This is a genomic window from Haloarcula ordinaria (assembly GCF_029338275.1).
Taxonomy (GTDB): domain Archaea; phylum Halobacteriota; class Halobacteria; order Halobacteriales; family Haloarculaceae; genus Haloarcula; species Haloarcula ordinaria.
On sequence record NZ_CP119789.1, the window covers coordinates 2,634,537 to 2,651,740 of the forward strand.

Below are 17,204 nucleotides of genomic sequence, written 5' to 3' on the forward strand. Positions count from 1 at the left end.
TCACCGGAATCGCCGCTCGCGGCGGTTCCGGCCGTTTTTCCCCAGGTTTTGCAAGCGGGGTTCGCTCCGCGAACCTCCCGCAGTAAAAAGTGGTTGCTAGTCGTCCGCGGGTTCGGCCAGTCCCGCGACGTTCGACAGCTCCAGGCCACCACCGATGGTACGGTTCGGGTAGGGGATGTTGATGTCCTCCTCGTCGAACCGTTCCTTGACCGCCTGGACGTACTCGCCACGGGTCTTCACGAAGTCGGCGCGGCTCGGGTTATCGATCCAGATACGAGACTGCAGGCCGACCGAGGAGTCACCGAGTTCGATGAGCCGAACCGAGGGGGCGGGGTCCGCCATGATGCCCTCGTTCGCCTCGGCCTCCTCGAGGATGATCTCGGTCGCTTTGTCGATGTCGTCGTCGTACCCGATGCCGAAGACGAACTTCAATCGGAGTTGCTCCTTGGCGACGGGGTTCTTGATCACGCCGTCGGTCAGGTTCGAGTTCGGGACCGTCAGCAGTTCGTTGTCGAAGGTCCGGACTCGCGAGACACGCAGGCTGATGTCCTCGACGACGCCGGAGTTGCCGTCCCACTCGATCCAGTCGCCGATGCGGAAGGGCTTGTCCGTGTAGATGAAGATGCCGGCGACGAAGTTCTTGAGGACGTCCTGCATCGCAAAGCCGATCGCGAGCGTGGCGGCCGCCGCGATCGTCGCAAGCGACTGGAGGAAGTTGCCGAACTCGGCCAACCCGAACGCGACCGAGATGGCGACAAAGACGATGACGATACTCGTCAACTTCTTCAGCGGCTTTCGCGCGTGGGCGTCGAGGTCGCGTGATTCCAGCGAACGGTCGACGAGTGGAATGACGATGGCCTTGCCGATGACGTAGATTGCGACGAATGCGACGAGGAAGACGACGGCGCTCGCGATAGCGGTAGCCGCCGGAATCCCGAACCCGTCGATGAAGTCGGCGATGGCACCGACCTGCATCATCGCTCGAACACCGCCGTGTGACCGCGAACGCGGACCACCTCGGCACCGACGAGGTCGGCGAGACCGTCAGCCAGTGCCTCGGTCGTCGTCCCGCCGCGGGACGACCGGAGGAACTTCACTTTCACGTACTGTTCGTTCTCGAGTTGCGTGTCGAGCTCGTCGGCCACGGACTCGATACCGTGCTTGCCGACCCGCAACGTTGCGTCGAGGTCGTGGAGTTTTTGTTCTTCGTTGTCAGCAACCATTCTATAATAAACATTTACGCCAAGGTTTTAAAAGCATGCCCAACACGCCCGCTCAGGAGTACGGATACCGTGACTGTGCGCCACAATCACAGGTTACGACGACGTGTCCGTCCTGAGTTCGGACCCGGGCGTTTCGCCCAGGAACGAGGTAAGTGTCACAGGAAGAACACGTCGAGCGCGCGAAGGACCGCGGGAGTCTGAGCCGCTGGCGCTCGGCGACGCGGCGCGCCCGCTGGACGTACTCCCGAGCGCGCTCCTCGTGGTCCGAGAGCACCGCCTCCCGAGCCAGCGCCTGGAGGCGCTCGATGCGTTCGCGGGCGATGGTGGCCTCGTCGGTCATCGTCCCCACTCGGAGCGAGGACGAAAAATGCCTTCCGAAGCGCGAAGTCGGTAGGATTTTCGGCGAGGCCGGCGAGCAGTGGCGTGTGCGTGTCCTGAACTACCTCGAACTCGAATCCCGCCTGGACCGCTCGGGCATCGGGACCTCGGTGGACCACCAGCGGGCGGCGCTGACCGAGACAGACGTCGACGTGGTCACATCGCCCTGGCGCGACGGGCACCCTGCCTGGGCCCTGGGTGGTAGACTGGCCTTCGACGACCCCCTGTTCCGGGAGTACGACGTCGCCCACTGCAACATGATCGGCCCCGGCTCGGTGGCCGTCGCCAGGCACGCGGAGCGCAACGACGTGCCGCTCGTCCTCCACGCCCACGTCACCCGTGAGGACTTCCGGGACAGTTTCCGAGGGTCGAACCTCGTCGCGCCGGTACTGGGCGAGTACCTCCAGTGGTTCTACTCGCAGGCCGACCTGGTGCTGTGTCCCTCCGAGTACACGAAGGGCGTCCTCGAAGACTACCCGGTCGACGCGCCCATTTGCCCTGTCACCAACGGCGTCGACATCGACTCGCTCACCGGGTTCGAGTCCACCCGCGAGACCTACCGCGACCGGTACGACCTCGACGGGATGGTCGTCTTCGCCGTCGGCAACGTCTTCGAGCGCAAGGGACTGACCACGTTCTGTGAACTCGCAGAGGAGACCGACTACGACTTCGCCTGGTTCGGCCCCTACGACGACGGGCCACAGGCCTCGAAGACGGTCCGGAAGTGGACCTCGGAGCCGCCGGAGAACGTCACGTTCACCGGCTGGATAGACGACATCCGCGGGGCGTACGGCGCGGGCGACGTCTACCTCTTTCCGACCAAGAACGAGAACCAGGGTATCGCCGTCCTGGAGGCGATGGCCTGCGGGAAGGCCGTCGTCCTCTCGGATATCCCGGTCTTCCGGGAGTACTACGATGACGGGCACGACTGTCTCATCTGTTCGGACAAGGCGGAGTTCCGCGCGGCGCTGGAGCGACTCGCCGACGACCCCGACCTGCGCGAGCGCCTCGGCGAGAACGCGAGAGCGACGGCCCGCGAGCACGGCCTCGACAGGGTCGCCGACCGCCTGGTCGAGACCTACGAGGAACTCGTCTGAGTACAGCCCTCGCCCCTCGCTCGTCGAGCGCTCCGAGCGGTCTGCGTGGAGGGGTCTCACGATGTGGCCGACAACCCTGGGGAGCGCATCAACGACGACGAAGTGGACTGAAAGACGGCCGTCGTGCAAAAGAGCGTGCCGAGACCCGGACTACCGAGAATCACCCGTCAGTCGACGCTCAAAGTGCTCTCCAGGGTGGTAGTCGGTGTCTGCCACCAGAGGAAGGCGACGATGACCGTCCCGAGAAAGACGAACCCCCCGGCGACACCGAACGTCAGCGTGAACCCGTAGTCACCGAGTACGCCGCCGAGTATCGACCCGGCACCGCTGGCGAGGCCGGACAGCGCCGTGTACAGTCCGAGCGCCTCACCGCGGATGGCTGGGGGCGCGAGACGGGTGACGATACTCACCGCCGTGACGGCGACGAGCGCCCATGCCACACCCATCCCAGCGAACAAGAGACCGTTAGTCGGCAGCGCCAGAGATGCCACCGGGACGAGGCCGCCGACGAGAGCCACCGCGGGATGGAGTATCGCCCGCGAAAGGAGTCCGGCGGCCTGCACGCCGGTCGCGTCGTACCGCTCGGTGAGGCGTCCGGCGCCGCCGTAGAACAGCGCCGACCCGAGGCTGGAGACGAGGTACAGCGCGAATATCGTGGCCGAATCGTAGCGAAGCGTACCCGACAGGTACGACGGGAGTGGGCCCCAGAAGACGCCGAACCCGGCGAAGACGGCGACGATGGCGACGAAGTACAGCGAGAGCGACGGAGTGAGACGACCGAACACCGTCCGGGGCTTGAAGGAGCGCGTGAGCCAGTAGATGCGCCCCGGCCCCATCGGGAACGTCGCGCTGCGAACTGGCAGCCGGCGCGTCCGGGCGAGTGCGCGAGCGAGACGACTTGCCCGGGACCCGTCGACCGCCTTGGCATCCGGCGGGAGCCACCGCGCGACGAGGACAGCCGCGACGGCGGCGACGACAGCGCAGACCCACAGCAAGGTCTGCTGTGCGTCTTTCGGTCCCAGCGGGCCCGAGAGCGCCGTCGTCCACGCCAGTCCGAGGACGAGTCCCCCGGCCCAGCCCCAGCCCTGGTAGCGGTTGAGCGTCGCGAACCGGCCCGGCCAGTCCCGTTCGACGGCGTCCACGGTAACCAGGAGAGTGAGCACCGGAGCGACTGCACCAGCGGCGAACCACAGGACGCCGTTGCCGAGGATGACGACCACCACGTTCTCCGTCACGGAGACGAGGACGAGCGCGGCCGCTGCCAGTCCGAGGGCGACGAGGACGAGCGAGCGGCGTCTGCCGGTCCGGTCGGCAAGTCGGCCGAAGGCGAGCGCGCCTGGTGCACCCGCCGCTGCCGCGACGCCTGCGAGTACCCCCAGTAGCAGCGTGTTCCCACCGATAGTGACGAAATAGAGCGGAACGAGCAGCGAGGCGGCCCCCAGAGCGACGGACCCCAGCCCCCACGCGTACAGCCAGCGGTCGGACGCCATGCGCAGATGGACAGCCCCGGCGTGGAAAAGCGCGGCGACATCGGGAATGCGTTTCGGAGCCAATAGCAAGGGTTTACCCGCTGGTCTGTTTACCCGGCGAGGATGGCACTGCCGCACGTCGCCGCGTTCACTGACACGTACCTGCCGACGGTCAACGGCGTGACCTACACTGTCGAGACGTGGCGCGACCGCTGGCAGGCACGCGGCGGCCGGATGGACGTCGTCTACCCCAAGAGCGACCACGAACCGGGGGCCGGCGAGTACCCCGTCCGGAGCCTCCCGTTCCCGTTCTACGAGGGGTTCCGGCTCGGGATGCCACAGATCCCCAACCCCGTGAAGGACGCCGACCTGGTCCACGCGCATACGCCGTTCAGCCTCGGGATGGCCGGCCAGCGCCTCGCACGGAAACTCGAGGTGCCGCTGGTCGCGTCCTACCACACGCCGAGCGGCGAGTACGCCGAGTACGTGGCGTTCAACGGCACCGTCGAGTCGGTGGTGCAGGCGGGGGCCGAGAGCTACGAGCGCTGGTTCTTGGACCGCGCGGCGGTGGTGGTCGCACCGAGCGAGCGGACGGCCGACCACATCCGAGAGACGGTGGGCACCGACACGCGTCTCGAAGTCATCTCGAACGGCGTCGACACCGACTTCTTCCGACCGGTCGACACCGCGGCCTTCCGGGAACGCCACGACCTGCCGGACGGTCCGCTCGTCGGGTACACCGGTCGACACGGCTACGAGAAGTGTCTCGAAGATATCCTCGACGCCTGCGAGGGCCTCGACGTGACCGTGGTCTTCGGCGGTGACGGACCAGCGAGAGAAGACCTAGAGGCTGTCGCCGCAGCTCGTGACCTGGATGTCCGGTTCCTGGGGTTCCTGGACCGGGCGGAGCTACCCGAACTGTACGCGGCCCTCGACGTCTTCGCGTTCCCGAGTCCCGTCGAGACCCAGGGCCTGGTCGCCCTGGAAGCCAACTGCTGTGGGACGCCCGTGGCCGGCGTCGACGCGGGTGCGCTCAGTGACACCGTCCACGAGGGCGAGACGGGCTACTCGTACCCCGAGGGAGACCTCGAGGAGTTCAGACGGGCCATCGAGCGCGTCCTCGACGAGCAGGAGACGCTGAGCGAACGGTGTCTCGCGCGCCGAGATAGCGTCAGCGTCGAGCATGCGGTCGGCAGACTCCAGGCAGTCTACGCGGATGTGCTCGACGCACCCCGTCAGTGATGGTGACACGGAAAAGGAGTGTGGACGAACGGGCGACCGCTTGAGGGGGTGTCAGCGGGTGCTCAGAAGCGCGTGGCTTCGACCCGGTGGGTCTCAGGGACGTAGTCGACGAGGTTGAGGTGGTCCAGCTTCGGGAGGTGCCTGTGGTGGAGCTCGATGGAGATCGACTTCACCAGGTCCGGGTCGACACCCCCGACACGCTCGTCGTTCGCGGCGATCGCTTCGGCGAGGTCCGAAAGTCCGACCGGTGGGGCCCGTTCGGCCAGCACAACCAGGGTGACGCAGCGTCGCTCTGAGGCGAGCAAGCGATGTCGTTCGGATTCGCTCAGCTCGACCCCGCTCGCGAGTGACAGCTCCAGGTTCGTGGCTCGGTGTTTGATGCTCATTTGCGACGTGCCTCGGGCGGCGTTGGAAACAACGGTGTCCTCGTGCCTAAAGGAAATGGCTAAATGATTAGGTTCAATTCGTGGCAGAAGTCGCCATACCTTCACTGGTCTGGTCAGGGAGGGACGCCACGTGAACCTAGCAGTTACGTACCGATTTACCTCGCTTCGACCGACCGGCTGCCTCCGCCGGCGGAGGGTTCTTTAACGAGGCAGGTGTGGGTGAGGTAATGAGTACGCCGACGCTGACTGCCGCCCTGCAGGAGACGCTGGACGGGTTCGACGAAGCCGGGACGCCGCTGACGACGAGCGAGGTCGCGGACCGGCTCGACCTCGGCCGGCGGAGCACGTACGAGCGACTCGACCGACTGACCGAGGCCGACCGTCTCCGGAGCAAGAAGGTCGGCGCCAGTGCCCGGGTCTGGTGGCGGCCACCCGATGACACCGCTGTGGGTTCCGGCCCGGAGCAGTTCGACTCGTTCGTCGACGCCGTCGACGAGTACGCCATCTTCAGACTGGACGCCGACGGTCGTGTGCAGAGCTGGAACGCCGGGGCCGAGCGGCTCAAGGGATACACTGCCGACGACGTGCTCGGCGAGTCCTTCTCGATGTTCTACACCGACGAGGACCGGGCCGAGGGGGTACCCGGAGAGAACCTCGAGCGGGCAGTGGACGCCGGGACCATCGAACGCGAGGGGTGGCGTCGCCGGAAAGACGGAACGCGGTTCTGGGCGAACGTCACCCTCCAGGCGGTCACCACCGGCGGCGAGCACACCGGGTTCATCAAGATAACCAAGGACATGACCGACCGTCGTGAGCGCGAGCGCCAGCTCAGGCGGGAGCGCGACCTCACCCACGAACTGCTCGAGACGGCCCCCGTACGGTTGGGCATCTACCGGGGCGACGGGACCCTCGAGCGGGTCAACTCGCTGTCCAGGCAGCGAGTCGGACTGGACGACGAGTCGATTCCCGAGTTCGACATCTCGGACCTGGAGTTCTACGACGCCGACGGTGAGCCGCTGTCGCCGGCGGACCACCCGGTCCCGCAGGTCATCGAGACCGGTGAACCCGCGGAGACGGTCGTCCAGCACGACGACCCCGAGGGTCGACACCACTGGGTGCGCCTCAGCGCGAGCCCGGTCGTGGGCGACGACGGCGACATCGAGCGGGTCGTCATCGCCGGCGAGGAGTTCACCGACCTCAAACGGCAGGAGGCACAGCTTGAGCGCCGCCGCGACGAGCTCAGTGCCGAGCTCGACGAGATGTTCGACCGCATCGACGAGGCGTTCTTCGCCGTGGACGACGACTGGCGGTTCACCTACGTCAACGAACAGGCCGAGAACGCCCTCAAGCGGTCCGCCGGCGAGCTGATGGGTCAGCGCATCTGGAACCAGTTCCCCGAGGCCGCCGAGTCGCGGTTCCAGCGGGAGTACGAGCGGGCCCGGGAGACCCAGGAGTCTGTCACCTTCGAAGCGTACTTCGACCCGGTCGAGACGTGGTTCGAGGTCAGTGCGTACCCGTCCGAGAACGGGCTATCGGTGTACTTCCAGGACATTACCGACCGCAAGCGTCGCGAAGAGGAACTCGAACGCTACGAGACCATCGTCGAGACGATGAGCGACGGGGTGTACGTCGTCGACGATACCCGGACGATGACGATGGCCAACGAGAGTTACGCCGAGATACTCGGATACGAGCCCAGCGAGGTCCTCGGGATGGACGTCTCGGACATCGTCGACGGCGAGGTGGCCGAGGAGGCCGAGCGGCTCCACGCGCAACTGGCGGACGGCGAGCGCGAGACGGCGCGACTGGAGGCCGAACTCACGACGAGCGAGGGGAAGACGGTCACCGCCGAGGCGACCTTCGCGCTCATCGACACCGGAACGGACTCCCAGGAGCGCATCGGCGTCGTTCGGGACGTGACCCAGCGCAGGGCTCGCGAGCGGCGGCTGGAACACTACGAGACCATCGTCGAGACCATCGAGGACGGCATCTACGCCGTCGACGAGTCGGGCCACTTCACGATGGTCAACGAGGGCTTCTGTCGGTTGACCGGGCTCGAGCGTGCGGCGCTGGTCGGGGCCCACGCCTCGAAGGTCCAGGACGACGACATCACCGCCGAAGCCGAGGCACAGGCCAGGGAGATGGCCGACGGGGACCGCGACGTCGGGTCCGTCCAGGTCGACATCGTCACGAGCGACGGCGACACCGTCCCCTGCGAGACCCGGTTCAGTCTGCTCGAGTCGGCCCCGGACCGCGGCCGCTGTGGCGTCGTGCGTGACATCTCCGACAGGCTCGAACAGGAACGAGAGCTCGAGCGGCGGCTGACCCAGCAGGAGGTCGTCGCCGAACTCGGCCAGCGAGCGCTCACCGACCACGACATCGACACGCTGATGGCCGAAGCCACGCGCCAGGTCGCCGACGTGCTGGGGACGGACTACTGCAAAGTGCTCGAGTTGAACCAGTCCGAGGCGACGCTGTTGCTCCGCCAGGGAATCGGCTGGAGCGAGGGGCTGGTCGGGACCACGGAGATATCGGCCGTCGACGACGAGAGCCAGGCGGCCTACACGCTCGAGACCACCGGTCCGGTGGTCGTCGAGGACCTGGCAACCGAGGACCGGTTCAGCGGTCCCGACCTGCTGACCGACCACGACGTCCGGAGCGGTATCTCGACTATCATCGGGTCCGCGAGCGAGCCGTGGGGTGTCCTCGGGGCGCACGCAACCGACGTGCGCTCGCTCTCGGAGACCGACGTCACCTTCGTCCAGTCGGTCGCCAACGTCCTGGCCTCCGCCATCAAGCGCCGCGACGACGAGACACGGCTGCGACACCAGCGCGAGCAGCTCTCGGCCCTGAACAGCATCAACGCGGTCGTCCGCGAGACGACGAAGGCGGTCATCGAACAGCCCACGCGGGACGAGATCGAGCGCGTCGTCTGCGAGAACCTCGCCGAGACGGACTCCTACGCGTTCGCCTGGGTCGGCGAAGCCGACGCCGACTCCGATGCCGTCAACGTCCGGACCGCGGCGGGGACACAGGGGTATCTCGACGACATCACGGTCAAGACCGACCCGGACGACCCGGACGACCCGCACGGCCTGGGACCGACCGGTCGTGCGCTCCGCGAGACCGAACCGCAGGTCGCCCGGAACCTCGCTGACAACGAGCGCCACGAGCCCTGGGACGAGTGGGCCGCGGCCGCGGGCGTGGCGGCGTCGGTCGCGATTCCCATCGCCCACGACGGGAGCGTCTACGGGGTCCTCAACGTCTACTCGGAGCGGGCCGAGGCCTTCGACCCCGCGGAGCTGGCCGTCGTCGGCCAGCTCGGCGAGGTGGTCGGTCACGCCATCGCCGCGACCGAGCGAAAGCGTGCGCTCACCAGCGACGAGGTGGTCGAGCTCGAGTTCGCGGTCCACGACATCTTCGAGGACGTGACGGGTGTCACGGCGCCGTCGGGGACGGTCCACATCGACCAGGTGGTTCCGGTCGACGACGGGAACTACATCATCTACGGCACCGCGTCGGACGAGGCCGCGGCGGCGTTCCCGGACCTCGTCGAGGCGATGCCGAACTGGTCGTCTGCAACACTCCGGGCGGCAGACGACGGGTCGAACTTCGAACTCAAGATGTCGGACCCCCCGATACTCTCGACGCTGGCGGAGGCGGGCGGACTCGTCGAATCCGCGACCCTGGAGGACGGAACCTACCACCTGACCGTCCACCTCTCGCCGAACACAGAGGTCAGGCGGGTGACCGACGCCGTCCTGGCAGCGTACCCGTCGGCGTCGCTCCTCCGGCGGCGCCAGCTGACCCGCACGGAAGGGGGCGCAGTCGCGGTCCAGCAGACGCTCGAAGAGGAGCTCACCGACCGCCAGCGGACGGTGCTGACCGCGGCGTTCCACGCCGGATTCTTCGAGTGGCCCCGCGACGTCACCGGCGAGGACCTCGCTGCCTCGCTGGACGTATCCCCGCCGACCGTCCACCAGCACCTCCGGAAGGCTCAGCGGAAGGTCTTCGCGGCGCTGTTCTCCTGAACAGCCGGCTCAGGCACGGGAGCGGCTACGTCCGACCCCGAAGGCCACTCCGTTTACAAGCCCGAGCAACACGCCGAAGTAGAGGTCACCGAGCACGACCGCAAGCACGAGTCCGACGCCGAGTCCGAGCGCGATTCCTTTCAGCATCGTCGGCCAGTGCACCCAGTCGAACCGGCCCCCAGCCTCGGACTCGTCTGTCATACGTTCGGTGAGGGGTGGTCGGCTGATAAGGCTTCAGTCGCGATCGGTCAGGCCAGCGCGCTGCCGGCGCGGATTATCGTCCGTTCGCCGAACGCCGGGCCGACCAGCTGGAGCCCCACGGGGAGGCCCGCGTCGGTCTCCCCGGCCGGGACCGAGATGGCCGGGAGGTTCGCCAGATTGACCGGCGTGGTGTTCGCGTCGGCCAGATACATCGTCAGCGGGTCGTCGAGGCTCTCGCCGCGCTTCATCGGCGGCACCGGCATCGTCGGCGAGGCGAGCACGTCGGCGTCCTCGAGCGCCTCGTCGAAGTCCTGCTTGACCCAGGCGCGGGCGTCCTGGGCCTTCTTGTAGTACTTGTCGTGGTAGCCGGCCGAGAGGGCGTAGGTGCCCAGCAGGATGCGGCGTTTGACCTCCTCACCGAAGCCCTCCTCGCGGGCTTTCGCGAACGACTCGTTCCAGTTGCCGTCGTAGCCACCCGACTCGCCGTAGCGGACGCCGTCGAACCGGGCGAGGTTCGAGGAGGCCTCGGACATGGCGATGACGTAGTAGGCCTCGACGGCGTGTTCGACCGACGGGAGGTCGACCTCGTGGTACGTCGCGCCCTGTGTTTCCAGCTCGGCCATCGCGTCCCAGAACGTCTCGACGACGGCCTCGTCAGCACCGTCTAAGAGTTCGGTGGGTACGCCGATGGAGAGCCCCTCGACGTCGCCGTCGGCCGCGTCGGCGTAGGACTGCTGGCCGTCCGGTGCTTCGCGCGTGGTGGCGTCGTGCTCGTCGGGGCCGGCGATGACCTCCAGCAGTTCGGCGGCCGCTTCGGTGGTCGGGGCGATAGGACCGATCTGTTCGAGACTGTTGGCGTAGGCGACCAGGCCGTATCGGGAGACCAGGCCGTAGGTGGGCTTGATACCGACGACGCCGCAGAAGGCGGCGGGACAGCGGATGGAGCCACCCGTATCAGAGCCCAGCGCCATATCGGCGTCACCCGCGGCGACCACTGCAGCGGAACCGCCGGAGGAGCCCCCGGGGACACGCCCCTCGGCAACGGGATTCTCGACGGGACCGAACGCCGACGTCTCGGTCGTCGTCCCCATCCCGAACTCGTCCATGTTGGTCTTCCCGGGGATGGTCGCGCCGGCGGCTTTCAGCCGTTCGACGACCGTCGCGTCGTAGGGCGGGACGTAGTCTTCGAGCATCGCCGACCCGCAGGTGGTGCGGACGCCCTCGGTGGAGATGTTGTCCTTGACCGCGACGGTCCGACCCGCGAGCGGGCCGTCGTCAGCCCCCTCGATACGTTCGGTCGTGACGTAGCCGTTGTAGTCGGTCATCTCACGACACCTTCGGGCCTTTGAACTGCCCTTCCTCCGATTCCGGGGCGTTCTGGAGCGCTTCGTCCTGACTCAGGCACTCGCGGACCTCGTCCGGTCGCATGACGTTCGCGAGGGCCGCCTCGCGCTCGGTCTCGGGCACCTCGTCGAGTGCCTCGAACGCTTCGAGGATATCGCCGAACTGCTCGGTGAACCGCTCGACCTCGTCGTCCTCGAGGTCGACGCGGGCGAGCTCCGCGACGTGACGGACCTCGTCGGGGTCGACGGCGTTGTCGCTCATGTCTCCGCGGTGGACTGGCCCGGCGGTAAGCGTTTCGAAACGGCGACCCCCTAACCAGGTTGGGTAGTTAGTGAAGGTGGAGGCTCACGAACAGATGTAGTAAGAGAAGTTATGGAATCGAAAAAATTCCCTCCGAATCAGAGCAAAGGTTTTAAGTCGCCCGAGCCACAACAGAAAAGTACAGAAGACGTTTTCCGGGTCTCAGACCCGTCTGTCCGTAACCAATGACCGATACGACCATCCGCCGATACACGAGTGAGCGCGAAACCGAAGACGAGCAGGTAGACGAATCCGAAGCGGCAGTCGTCTGTCCGGAGTGCGGTGGCTCGCTGGTCTCCGACAGCGAGCGTGGTGAGACCGTCTGTCAGGACTGTGGCCTCGTCGTCGAGGAGGACGAGATCGACCCTGGCCCCGAATGGCGTGCGTTCGACTCCTCAGAGAAGGACCAGAAGTCCCGCGTCGGCGCTCCGACGACGAACATGATGCACGACAAGGGGCTGTCGACGAACATCGGCTGGCAGAACAAGGACGCCTACGGCAACTCGCTGTCCTCGCGTCAGCGCGAGAAGATGCAGCGCCTGCGCACCTGGAACGAGCGGTTCCGCACGCGTGACTCCAAGGAGCGCAACCTCAAGCAGGCCCTGGGCGAGATCGACCGCATGGCCTCGGCGCTCGGCCTCCCGGAGAACGTCCGGGAGACCGCGAGCGTCATCTACCGCCGCGCGCTCGACGAGAACCTCCTGCCGGGGCGCTCCATCGAGGGCGTCTCGACGGCCTCGCTGTACGCGGCCGCCCGCCAGGCGGGGACTCCCCGCTCGCTCGACGAGATTACTGGCGTCTCCCGCGTCGAGAAGGACGAAATCGCCCGGACCTACCGCTACGTGGTCCGGGAACTGAGCCTCGAAATCCAGCCCGCCGACCCCGAGAGCTACGTCCCCCGCTTCGCCTCCGACCTGGAGCTCTCCGAAGAGGTCGAACGCCGAGCCCGCCAGCTGCTCCAGAACGCGAAGGAACAGGGCGTCCACTCCGGCAAGTCGCCGGTCGGCCTCGCCGCCGCGGCCGTCTACGCCGCCTCCCTGCTGACCAACGAGAAGGTCACCCAGAGCGAGGTCAGCGAGGTGGCCAACATCTCCGAGGTCACCATCCGCAACCGGTACCACGAACTGCTGGAAGCAGAGGACAGCGTCCGTCCCTGACCGGACCGTAACCTAAACTTCTCCCAGGCCCCTCCGGCCTGTATGGAGACCACCCGTCACTTCGTCGCGACCGTCTACGTCGTCAGCGACGGCGCCGTCGCACTGCACGAACACGACAAGCTCGAGATGTGGCTTCCGGCCGGGGGACACATCGACCGCGACGAACTCCCACACGAGGCCGCGCTCCGGGAGACGCGAGAGGAGCTGGGCCTCGACGTCGAACTGGTCGCTCCGAAAGAGGGAATCGAGAGCGAGACGGTCCGTTCGATACCACAGCCACAGCACTTCCTGCTCGAGGACATCAACGTCGACGCGAGCGGTGCGGTGGGCCACCAGCACATCGACTTCATCTTCTACGGCGCGGTCGAGAGCCGCGACATCGACCCCGGACCGGGCGAACAACCGGCCGAGGACTGGGGCTGGTTCACGCCCGAGGCACTGCAAGCGAACGGGGACCGCTTCCCAGCCGACGTCATCGAGGTGGGCCAGCGGGCCATCGCGGCGGTCGACGGGCGGTGAGTCACCGAGCGTCGCGGCGTCGGAACGACGGCGGCTCCGGCGCCAGCGACTCGACGTACTGGGTGACGTGGTCGTCCATCCGGCGCTTGTAGCCGGCCTGGCGGGCCAGCCGGTCGAGCTCACGTGCGGCGAGTGACCCGTACTGTGCGGCTTTCTTGTCACGCATCGCGATGGTTTCGGGGAGCGACCCGAGTGCCGCCTGGCGGAGTGCCCACTTGCGCGTCTCGCCGTCGACCAGCATCGCGTCGTCGAGTCTGAGGGCCGACCGGACCACGTCGTCGTGCAACAACGGGGCGACCGGTTCGACGCCCGCCGCCCGCAGCGCGAGGACGTCCCGTTCGAGCTGGTCGGGGAGCGTGGCGACCACCTCGCGCTGCGCCCCGCGGATCGTGTCGGCCTGGACACGAGGGTCGTCAGGTGCCTTGGCCACTTTCGCGTAGCCGCCGAACAGCTCGTCGGCCCCCTGGCCGACGGCGAGACGGTCGAACCCGTCCGCTGCGACCCGCTCGGCGGTGAGATACAGCGGGAGGGCGATCTGAATCGCCATCGCGTTCGTGCGCCCCGTCGCCGCGACGAGTTCGGGGACCGCCCGTTCGAGCGCGTCGTGTGTCAGTTCCACGACGGTGAGGTCGCGGTCGAGCGCGTCGGCCGCGGCCCGGGCCGCCTCGACGTCGTGGCTCTCGGGGAAGCCGGCGACGTACAGCGGCGCGTCGAGGCGGGCGGCGAGCAGGGCCGAGTCGACGCCACCGGAGAAGGCGATGGCCAGCCCTTCGCTGTCGACGTCGTCGATGCGCCCCTCGACGGCCTCGCGGACTGCCGCGACGGCCGTCTCGCGGTTCTCGTACGGTGACAGGTCGGGTAGCGACCACACCGACCGGGTCCCATCGGCGTCTCGGACGTGCCCCGCGGAGAATCGTTCCGGCGCCTCGAGGTCGGTCGGGTCGTGACTCCAGTCGGCCTCAGCGAGTGGCCCCGGCGACGGGGCGTCGCCTTCGACGAACAGCGGGTATCGACCGAGCACGTCGCGGACGAGCGTATCACCGAGGTCACCGGCGAACCCGCCGGTCCCTGGCAGTGGCTCGCCGGAGTCGAGTGCGGCCCGGACGACGTCGGCGTCGGCGCCCTGCATCAGTCCAGGTAGGTCGAGAGGCGGTTGACGACGCGGCGCTTCGCACCCCCGGCGGCCTGCCGGAAGCTGATGCGCCACGGGGTTCGCTCCCCCTCGACGGTGGTTCGGCCGTCCTCGATAGCCGCGAGGATGGCCGCGACGGAGCGGTCGTCCGCGTCGACGTTCGTGACCGCCTGCCCGACCATCTCGGCGATGTGAGCGTCGCTCCCGGCGGTCATCGGCAGGCCGCGGCGGCGGGCGAAGCGTTCGGCCTGGCGGTTCGACCGGCCGGTCAGCAGCCGCGAGTTGTACACCTCTATCGCGTCGGCCGTCGCGAGTTCGTCCTTCGTGATGTGTTCGAGGACACCGTGGCGCGACTCCTGGAACGGGTGGGGGACGACCGCGAGGCCGCCCTGGTCGCGGATGCGGTCGAGCGTCTCGCCGAAGGGCAGGCCCTGTGGAATCGCCTCACGGATGCCCAGCGCGAGGACGTGGCCGGCCGCGCAGGTGACCTCCATGCCCGGAATCCCGACGAGGTCGTACTCGGGAGCCAGTTCGGCCGCCCGGAGGCTCGCGTCTATCTCGTCGTGGTCGGTGACCGCCAGCGCGTCCAGCCCGACGGCGCTGGCCTGCTCTAAAAGGAGTTCGACGGAGTCACGACCGTCGTAGGACAGCGACGAATGCGTGTGGAGCTCGACCGACAGCACGGGAGTTCCTACGCAATGGCCCGGCAAAAGCGCCCCGATACGCTCGCGGTGGAAAACTCGTGGGCCTCGGGGCGCTCAGTCCGTCCAGTGCTCGCCGCGACGGTCCCCGCCGCGGATTTCGAACCGGGCACCCCCCGACTCCGACGCAGCGACGGCAATCTCCCAGTCGTGGGCGTGCACAATCTGTTGCACGATAGCGAGGCCGAACCCGGTCCCGTCGGCGGTCGTCGAGAACCCGTGGTCGAAAACCGACGCACGGTCGTCCGGGGGGATACCGACGCCGTCGTCCTCGACGTAGAAACCAGCGCCGTCGTCGAGCTCGCCAACCCGGACGGTCACACCCGCCCCACCGTGTTCGGCCGCGTTTCGGAAGAGGTTCTCGAACAGCTGTTGAAGGCGGCTCTGGTCGGCGTCGAGCTCGATATCCAGGTCGACCTCGAGCCGTGCGTCGGGCGTCTCGACCTGTGACCACGCCGCCCGCGCGGTGTCCGCGACGGGAACGGCGGTGGTCTTGCCGATGGGGTCCCCATGCCGGGCCAGCGTCAGGGTGTCGTCGATGAGCGCCTCCATCCGCGAGTGGGCCCGACGAATCGCCTCGAGGTTGTCGTCGTCCGAGTCGACATCAAGCAGTTCGACCCGGCCACTGGCCACGTTCAGCGGGTTTCTGAGGTCGTGTGACAGCACGTTCGCGAACTGGTTGAGCTGGTCGTTGCGCTGCTGGAGCTCCCGTTCCCGCTGTTTGAGCGCCCGTTCGTCGGCTGCCCGGTCGAGCGCGGTCTCGATGTTCGTCGCGAACAGCTTCGCCAGCGAGACGTCGGTCTCGTCGAACGCGCCGGGCTCACGTGCGCCGACGACGAAGATTCCGTGCGAGCCAAGCGGGAGCTGGATCTCGCTTCGGATCTCCGTCTCGGGGTTGTAGACGCCGTCGACGGCCTGGAGGTCGTCGAACACCCTCGGCTCGCCGGCCTCGAACGTCTCCCACACCAGTCCCTCGCCCTTAGAGAACGTCGGTGGAACGCCGACGACGGCTTCGGCGGTCTCCGACCAGGCGACCGGCACGAGCTCGCCGGTGCGCTCGTCGTAGAGATGGAATCCGTTCAGTGGGAGGTCCAGCAGGTCGGTCACCGCCTCGCTGGCGAGCGACGCGATCTCCGGCGGGGAGGACAGCATCATCAGTTCCCGCGTCGTCTCGTGGAGGTCGTTGAGCCGCCGCTCGTACCGTGTTCGCCTGGTAACGTCGCGGTAGACCCAGAGGTGACCAGGGGTGTCGCCGTCCAGGTCGACCGGTATCGCGCTCCGTTCGAGCGTCCGGCCGTCCACGAGGTCGAACGACTCCTGCTCGACGGGGACCGAGTTTTCGACCGACTCGTCGGTCTGTTCGACGAACCGGTCGGGGTCGGTGAACAGGTGCTTGTACCGGCGGGCCGCGTTGGCACAGTCCGTGCCGACGAGTTCCTGCGGGTCGGCGTCGATATCCAGGAGGGTACAGAACCGCTCGTTGGCGAACAGGACCTCGCGGTCGGCGTTCTCGGCGAGGATACCGACGGGGATGTTCTCGACGAGCTTCGACAGCAGCGACGTCGTCGACTTGAGTTCCCCTTTTCGCTCGACGCGGTCGGAGATGTCGCGGACGACACATATCAGACCGTCGTCGTCGAACGTCGTCAGTGACAGCTCCTGTTCGAACTCGGTTCCGTCGGTACGCACGCCGACGGCCTCGCCGCGCCAGGCGCCCTCGTCGTACGTCTCCGGCAGCACCTCCTCCTGGAAGCGTTCCAGTTCAGGCTCTTCGTAGCAGGTCTGCCAGGATTCGCCGACCATCGCCTCGGGGTCCTCGTATCCGTAGAGTTCAGCGTGGGTTTGGTTGACCGTGGCGTAGCGCCCGTCCGGGCCGAGTATCGCGACGCCGTCCATCGCCCCCTCGATGGCCCGTTCGAGAACGTTCGATTCTGACTGCCCCCAGTCAGCGCCATCCCATTCCTGAACCACTGCCAGGAATTATCTGTGTAGCACTTTAATGTTTGCGTTCTAACAGTGGGGGC

The 17,204-nt window shown here is 67.3% G+C and carries 16 protein-coding genes; 5 read left to right on the forward strand and 11 right to left on the reverse strand.

What is annotated here, in order from left to right; genetic code table 11:
- Positions 1-96: 96 nt before the first annotated feature.
- The 3 genes from P1L41_RS13880 to P1L41_RS13890 are packed head-to-tail and all read right to left on the reverse strand — an operon-like array spanning position 97 to position 1,563.
- Positions 97-975: a mechanosensitive ion channel family protein gene (locus tag P1L41_RS13880; protein WP_276298465.1), complete on the reverse strand. Its 879-nt coding sequence runs from the start codon at positions 973-975 to the stop codon at positions 97-99.
- The gene (locus P1L41_RS13885) at positions 975-1,223 is read right to left on the reverse strand and encodes a YhbY family RNA-binding protein (RefSeq protein WP_276296324.1); all 249 of its coding nucleotides are present in this window, start codon (positions 1,221-1,223) and stop codon (positions 975-977) included. Before P1L41_RS13885 ends, P1L41_RS13880 begins: the two co-directional genes overlap by 1 nt.
- Before the next feature lie 52 nt (positions 1,224-1,275).
- Complete coding sequence (locus P1L41_RS13890) at positions 1,276-1,563, reverse strand: ribonuclease P protein component 4 (RefSeq protein WP_276296325.1); 288 nt, start codon at positions 1,561-1,563, stop codon at positions 1,276-1,278.
- Positions 1,564-1,648: 85 nt separating this feature from the next.
- On the opposite strand from P1L41_RS13890, the gene P1L41_RS13895 reads away from it, so the two are divergent.
- On the forward strand, positions 1,649-2,698 hold the full coding sequence (locus tag P1L41_RS13895; protein WP_276298466.1) for a glycosyltransferase family 4 protein: 1,050 nt from the start codon (positions 1,649-1,651) through the stop codon (positions 2,696-2,698).
- A gap of 167 nt (positions 2,699-2,865) precedes the next feature.
- On the opposite strand, the gene P1L41_RS13900 is transcribed toward P1L41_RS13895, so the two are convergent.
- Positions 2,866-4,188 carry an MFS transporter gene (locus P1L41_RS13900; RefSeq protein WP_276296326.1) on the reverse strand — a complete coding sequence of 441 codons (1,323 nt, stop codon included), beginning with the start codon at positions 4,186-4,188 and terminating at the stop codon, positions 2,866-2,868.
- A 102-nt stretch (positions 4,189-4,290) separates the two neighbouring features.
- On the opposite strand from P1L41_RS13900, the gene P1L41_RS13905 reads away from it, so the two are divergent.
- Positions 4,291-5,409: a glycosyltransferase family 4 protein gene (locus P1L41_RS13905; protein ID WP_276296327.1), complete on the forward strand. Its 1,119-nt coding sequence runs from the start codon at positions 4,291-4,293 to the stop codon at positions 5,407-5,409.
- A 62-nt stretch (positions 5,410-5,471) separates the two neighbouring features.
- Here the strand turns inward: P1L41_RS13905 and P1L41_RS13910 are convergent, their stop codons facing one another.
- On the reverse strand, positions 5,472-5,795 hold the full coding sequence (locus tag P1L41_RS13910) for a DUF7344 domain-containing protein (RefSeq protein ID WP_276296328.1): 324 nt from the start codon (positions 5,793-5,795) through the stop codon (positions 5,472-5,474).
- Positions 5,796-6,022: 227 nt separating this feature from the next.
- Between P1L41_RS13910 and P1L41_RS13915 the strand changes: the two genes are divergently transcribed.
- Positions 6,023-9,826 carry a PAS domain S-box protein gene (locus P1L41_RS13915; protein WP_276296329.1) on the forward strand — a complete coding sequence of 1,268 codons (3,804 nt, stop codon included), beginning with the start codon at positions 6,023-6,025 and terminating at the stop codon, positions 9,824-9,826.
- A 9-nt stretch (positions 9,827-9,835) separates the two neighbouring features.
- Here the strand turns inward: P1L41_RS13915 and P1L41_RS13920 are convergent, their stop codons facing one another.
- Genes P1L41_RS13920 through gatC form a run of 3 tightly spaced genes read right to left on the reverse strand, consistent with a single transcriptional unit; the run spans position 9,836 to position 11,632 of the window.
- On the reverse strand, positions 9,836-10,027 hold the full coding sequence (locus P1L41_RS13920) for a hypothetical protein (RefSeq protein ID WP_276296330.1): 192 nt from the start codon (positions 10,025-10,027) through the stop codon (positions 9,836-9,838).
- A gap of 47 nt (positions 10,028-10,074) precedes the next feature.
- Positions 10,075-11,352, reverse strand: a complete 1,278-nt coding sequence (gene gatA, locus P1L41_RS13925) for an Asp-tRNA(Asn)/Glu-tRNA(Gln) amidotransferase subunit GatA (protein WP_276296331.1) — start codon at positions 11,350-11,352, stop codon at positions 10,075-10,077.
- A 1-nt stretch (position 11,353) separates the two neighbouring features.
- On the reverse strand, positions 11,354-11,632 hold the full coding sequence (gene gatC / locus P1L41_RS13930) for an Asp-tRNA(Asn)/Glu-tRNA(Gln) amidotransferase subunit GatC (protein ID WP_276296332.1): 279 nt from the start codon (positions 11,630-11,632) through the stop codon (positions 11,354-11,356).
- A 224-nt stretch (positions 11,633-11,856) separates the two neighbouring features.
- Here gatC and P1L41_RS13935 point away from each other — a divergent pair, with 224 nt between their 5' ends.
- The gene (locus P1L41_RS13935) at positions 11,857-12,828 is read left to right on the forward strand and encodes a transcription initiation factor IIB (RefSeq protein ID WP_276296333.1); all 972 of its coding nucleotides are present in this window, start codon (positions 11,857-11,859) and stop codon (positions 12,826-12,828) included.
- Positions 12,829-12,870: 42 nt separating this feature from the next.
- The gene (locus P1L41_RS13940) at positions 12,871-13,347 is read left to right on the forward strand and encodes an NUDIX hydrolase (protein ID WP_276296334.1); all 477 of its coding nucleotides are present in this window, start codon (positions 12,871-12,873) and stop codon (positions 13,345-13,347) included.
- A gap of 1 nt (position 13,348) precedes the next feature.
- Here the strand turns inward: P1L41_RS13940 and P1L41_RS13945 are convergent, their stop codons facing one another.
- From P1L41_RS13945 to P1L41_RS13955, 3 genes are all read right to left on the reverse strand, one after another.
- Positions 13,349-14,476, reverse strand: a complete 1,128-nt coding sequence (locus tag P1L41_RS13945; protein ID WP_276296335.1) for an asparagine synthase C-terminal domain-containing protein — start codon at positions 14,474-14,476, stop codon at positions 13,349-13,351.
- The gene (locus P1L41_RS13950; protein ID WP_276296336.1) at positions 14,476-15,162 is read right to left on the reverse strand and encodes a PHP domain-containing protein; all 687 of its coding nucleotides are present in this window, start codon (positions 15,160-15,162) and stop codon (positions 14,476-14,478) included. The genes P1L41_RS13945 and P1L41_RS13950 overlap by 1 nt, the downstream gene beginning before the upstream one ends.
- Before the next feature lie 75 nt (positions 15,163-15,237).
- Positions 15,238-17,151 carry a PAS domain-containing sensor histidine kinase gene (locus P1L41_RS13955; protein WP_276296337.1) on the reverse strand — a complete coding sequence of 638 codons (1,914 nt, stop codon included), beginning with the start codon at positions 17,149-17,151 and terminating at the stop codon, positions 15,238-15,240.
- Positions 17,152-17,204: the final 53 nt, after the last annotated feature.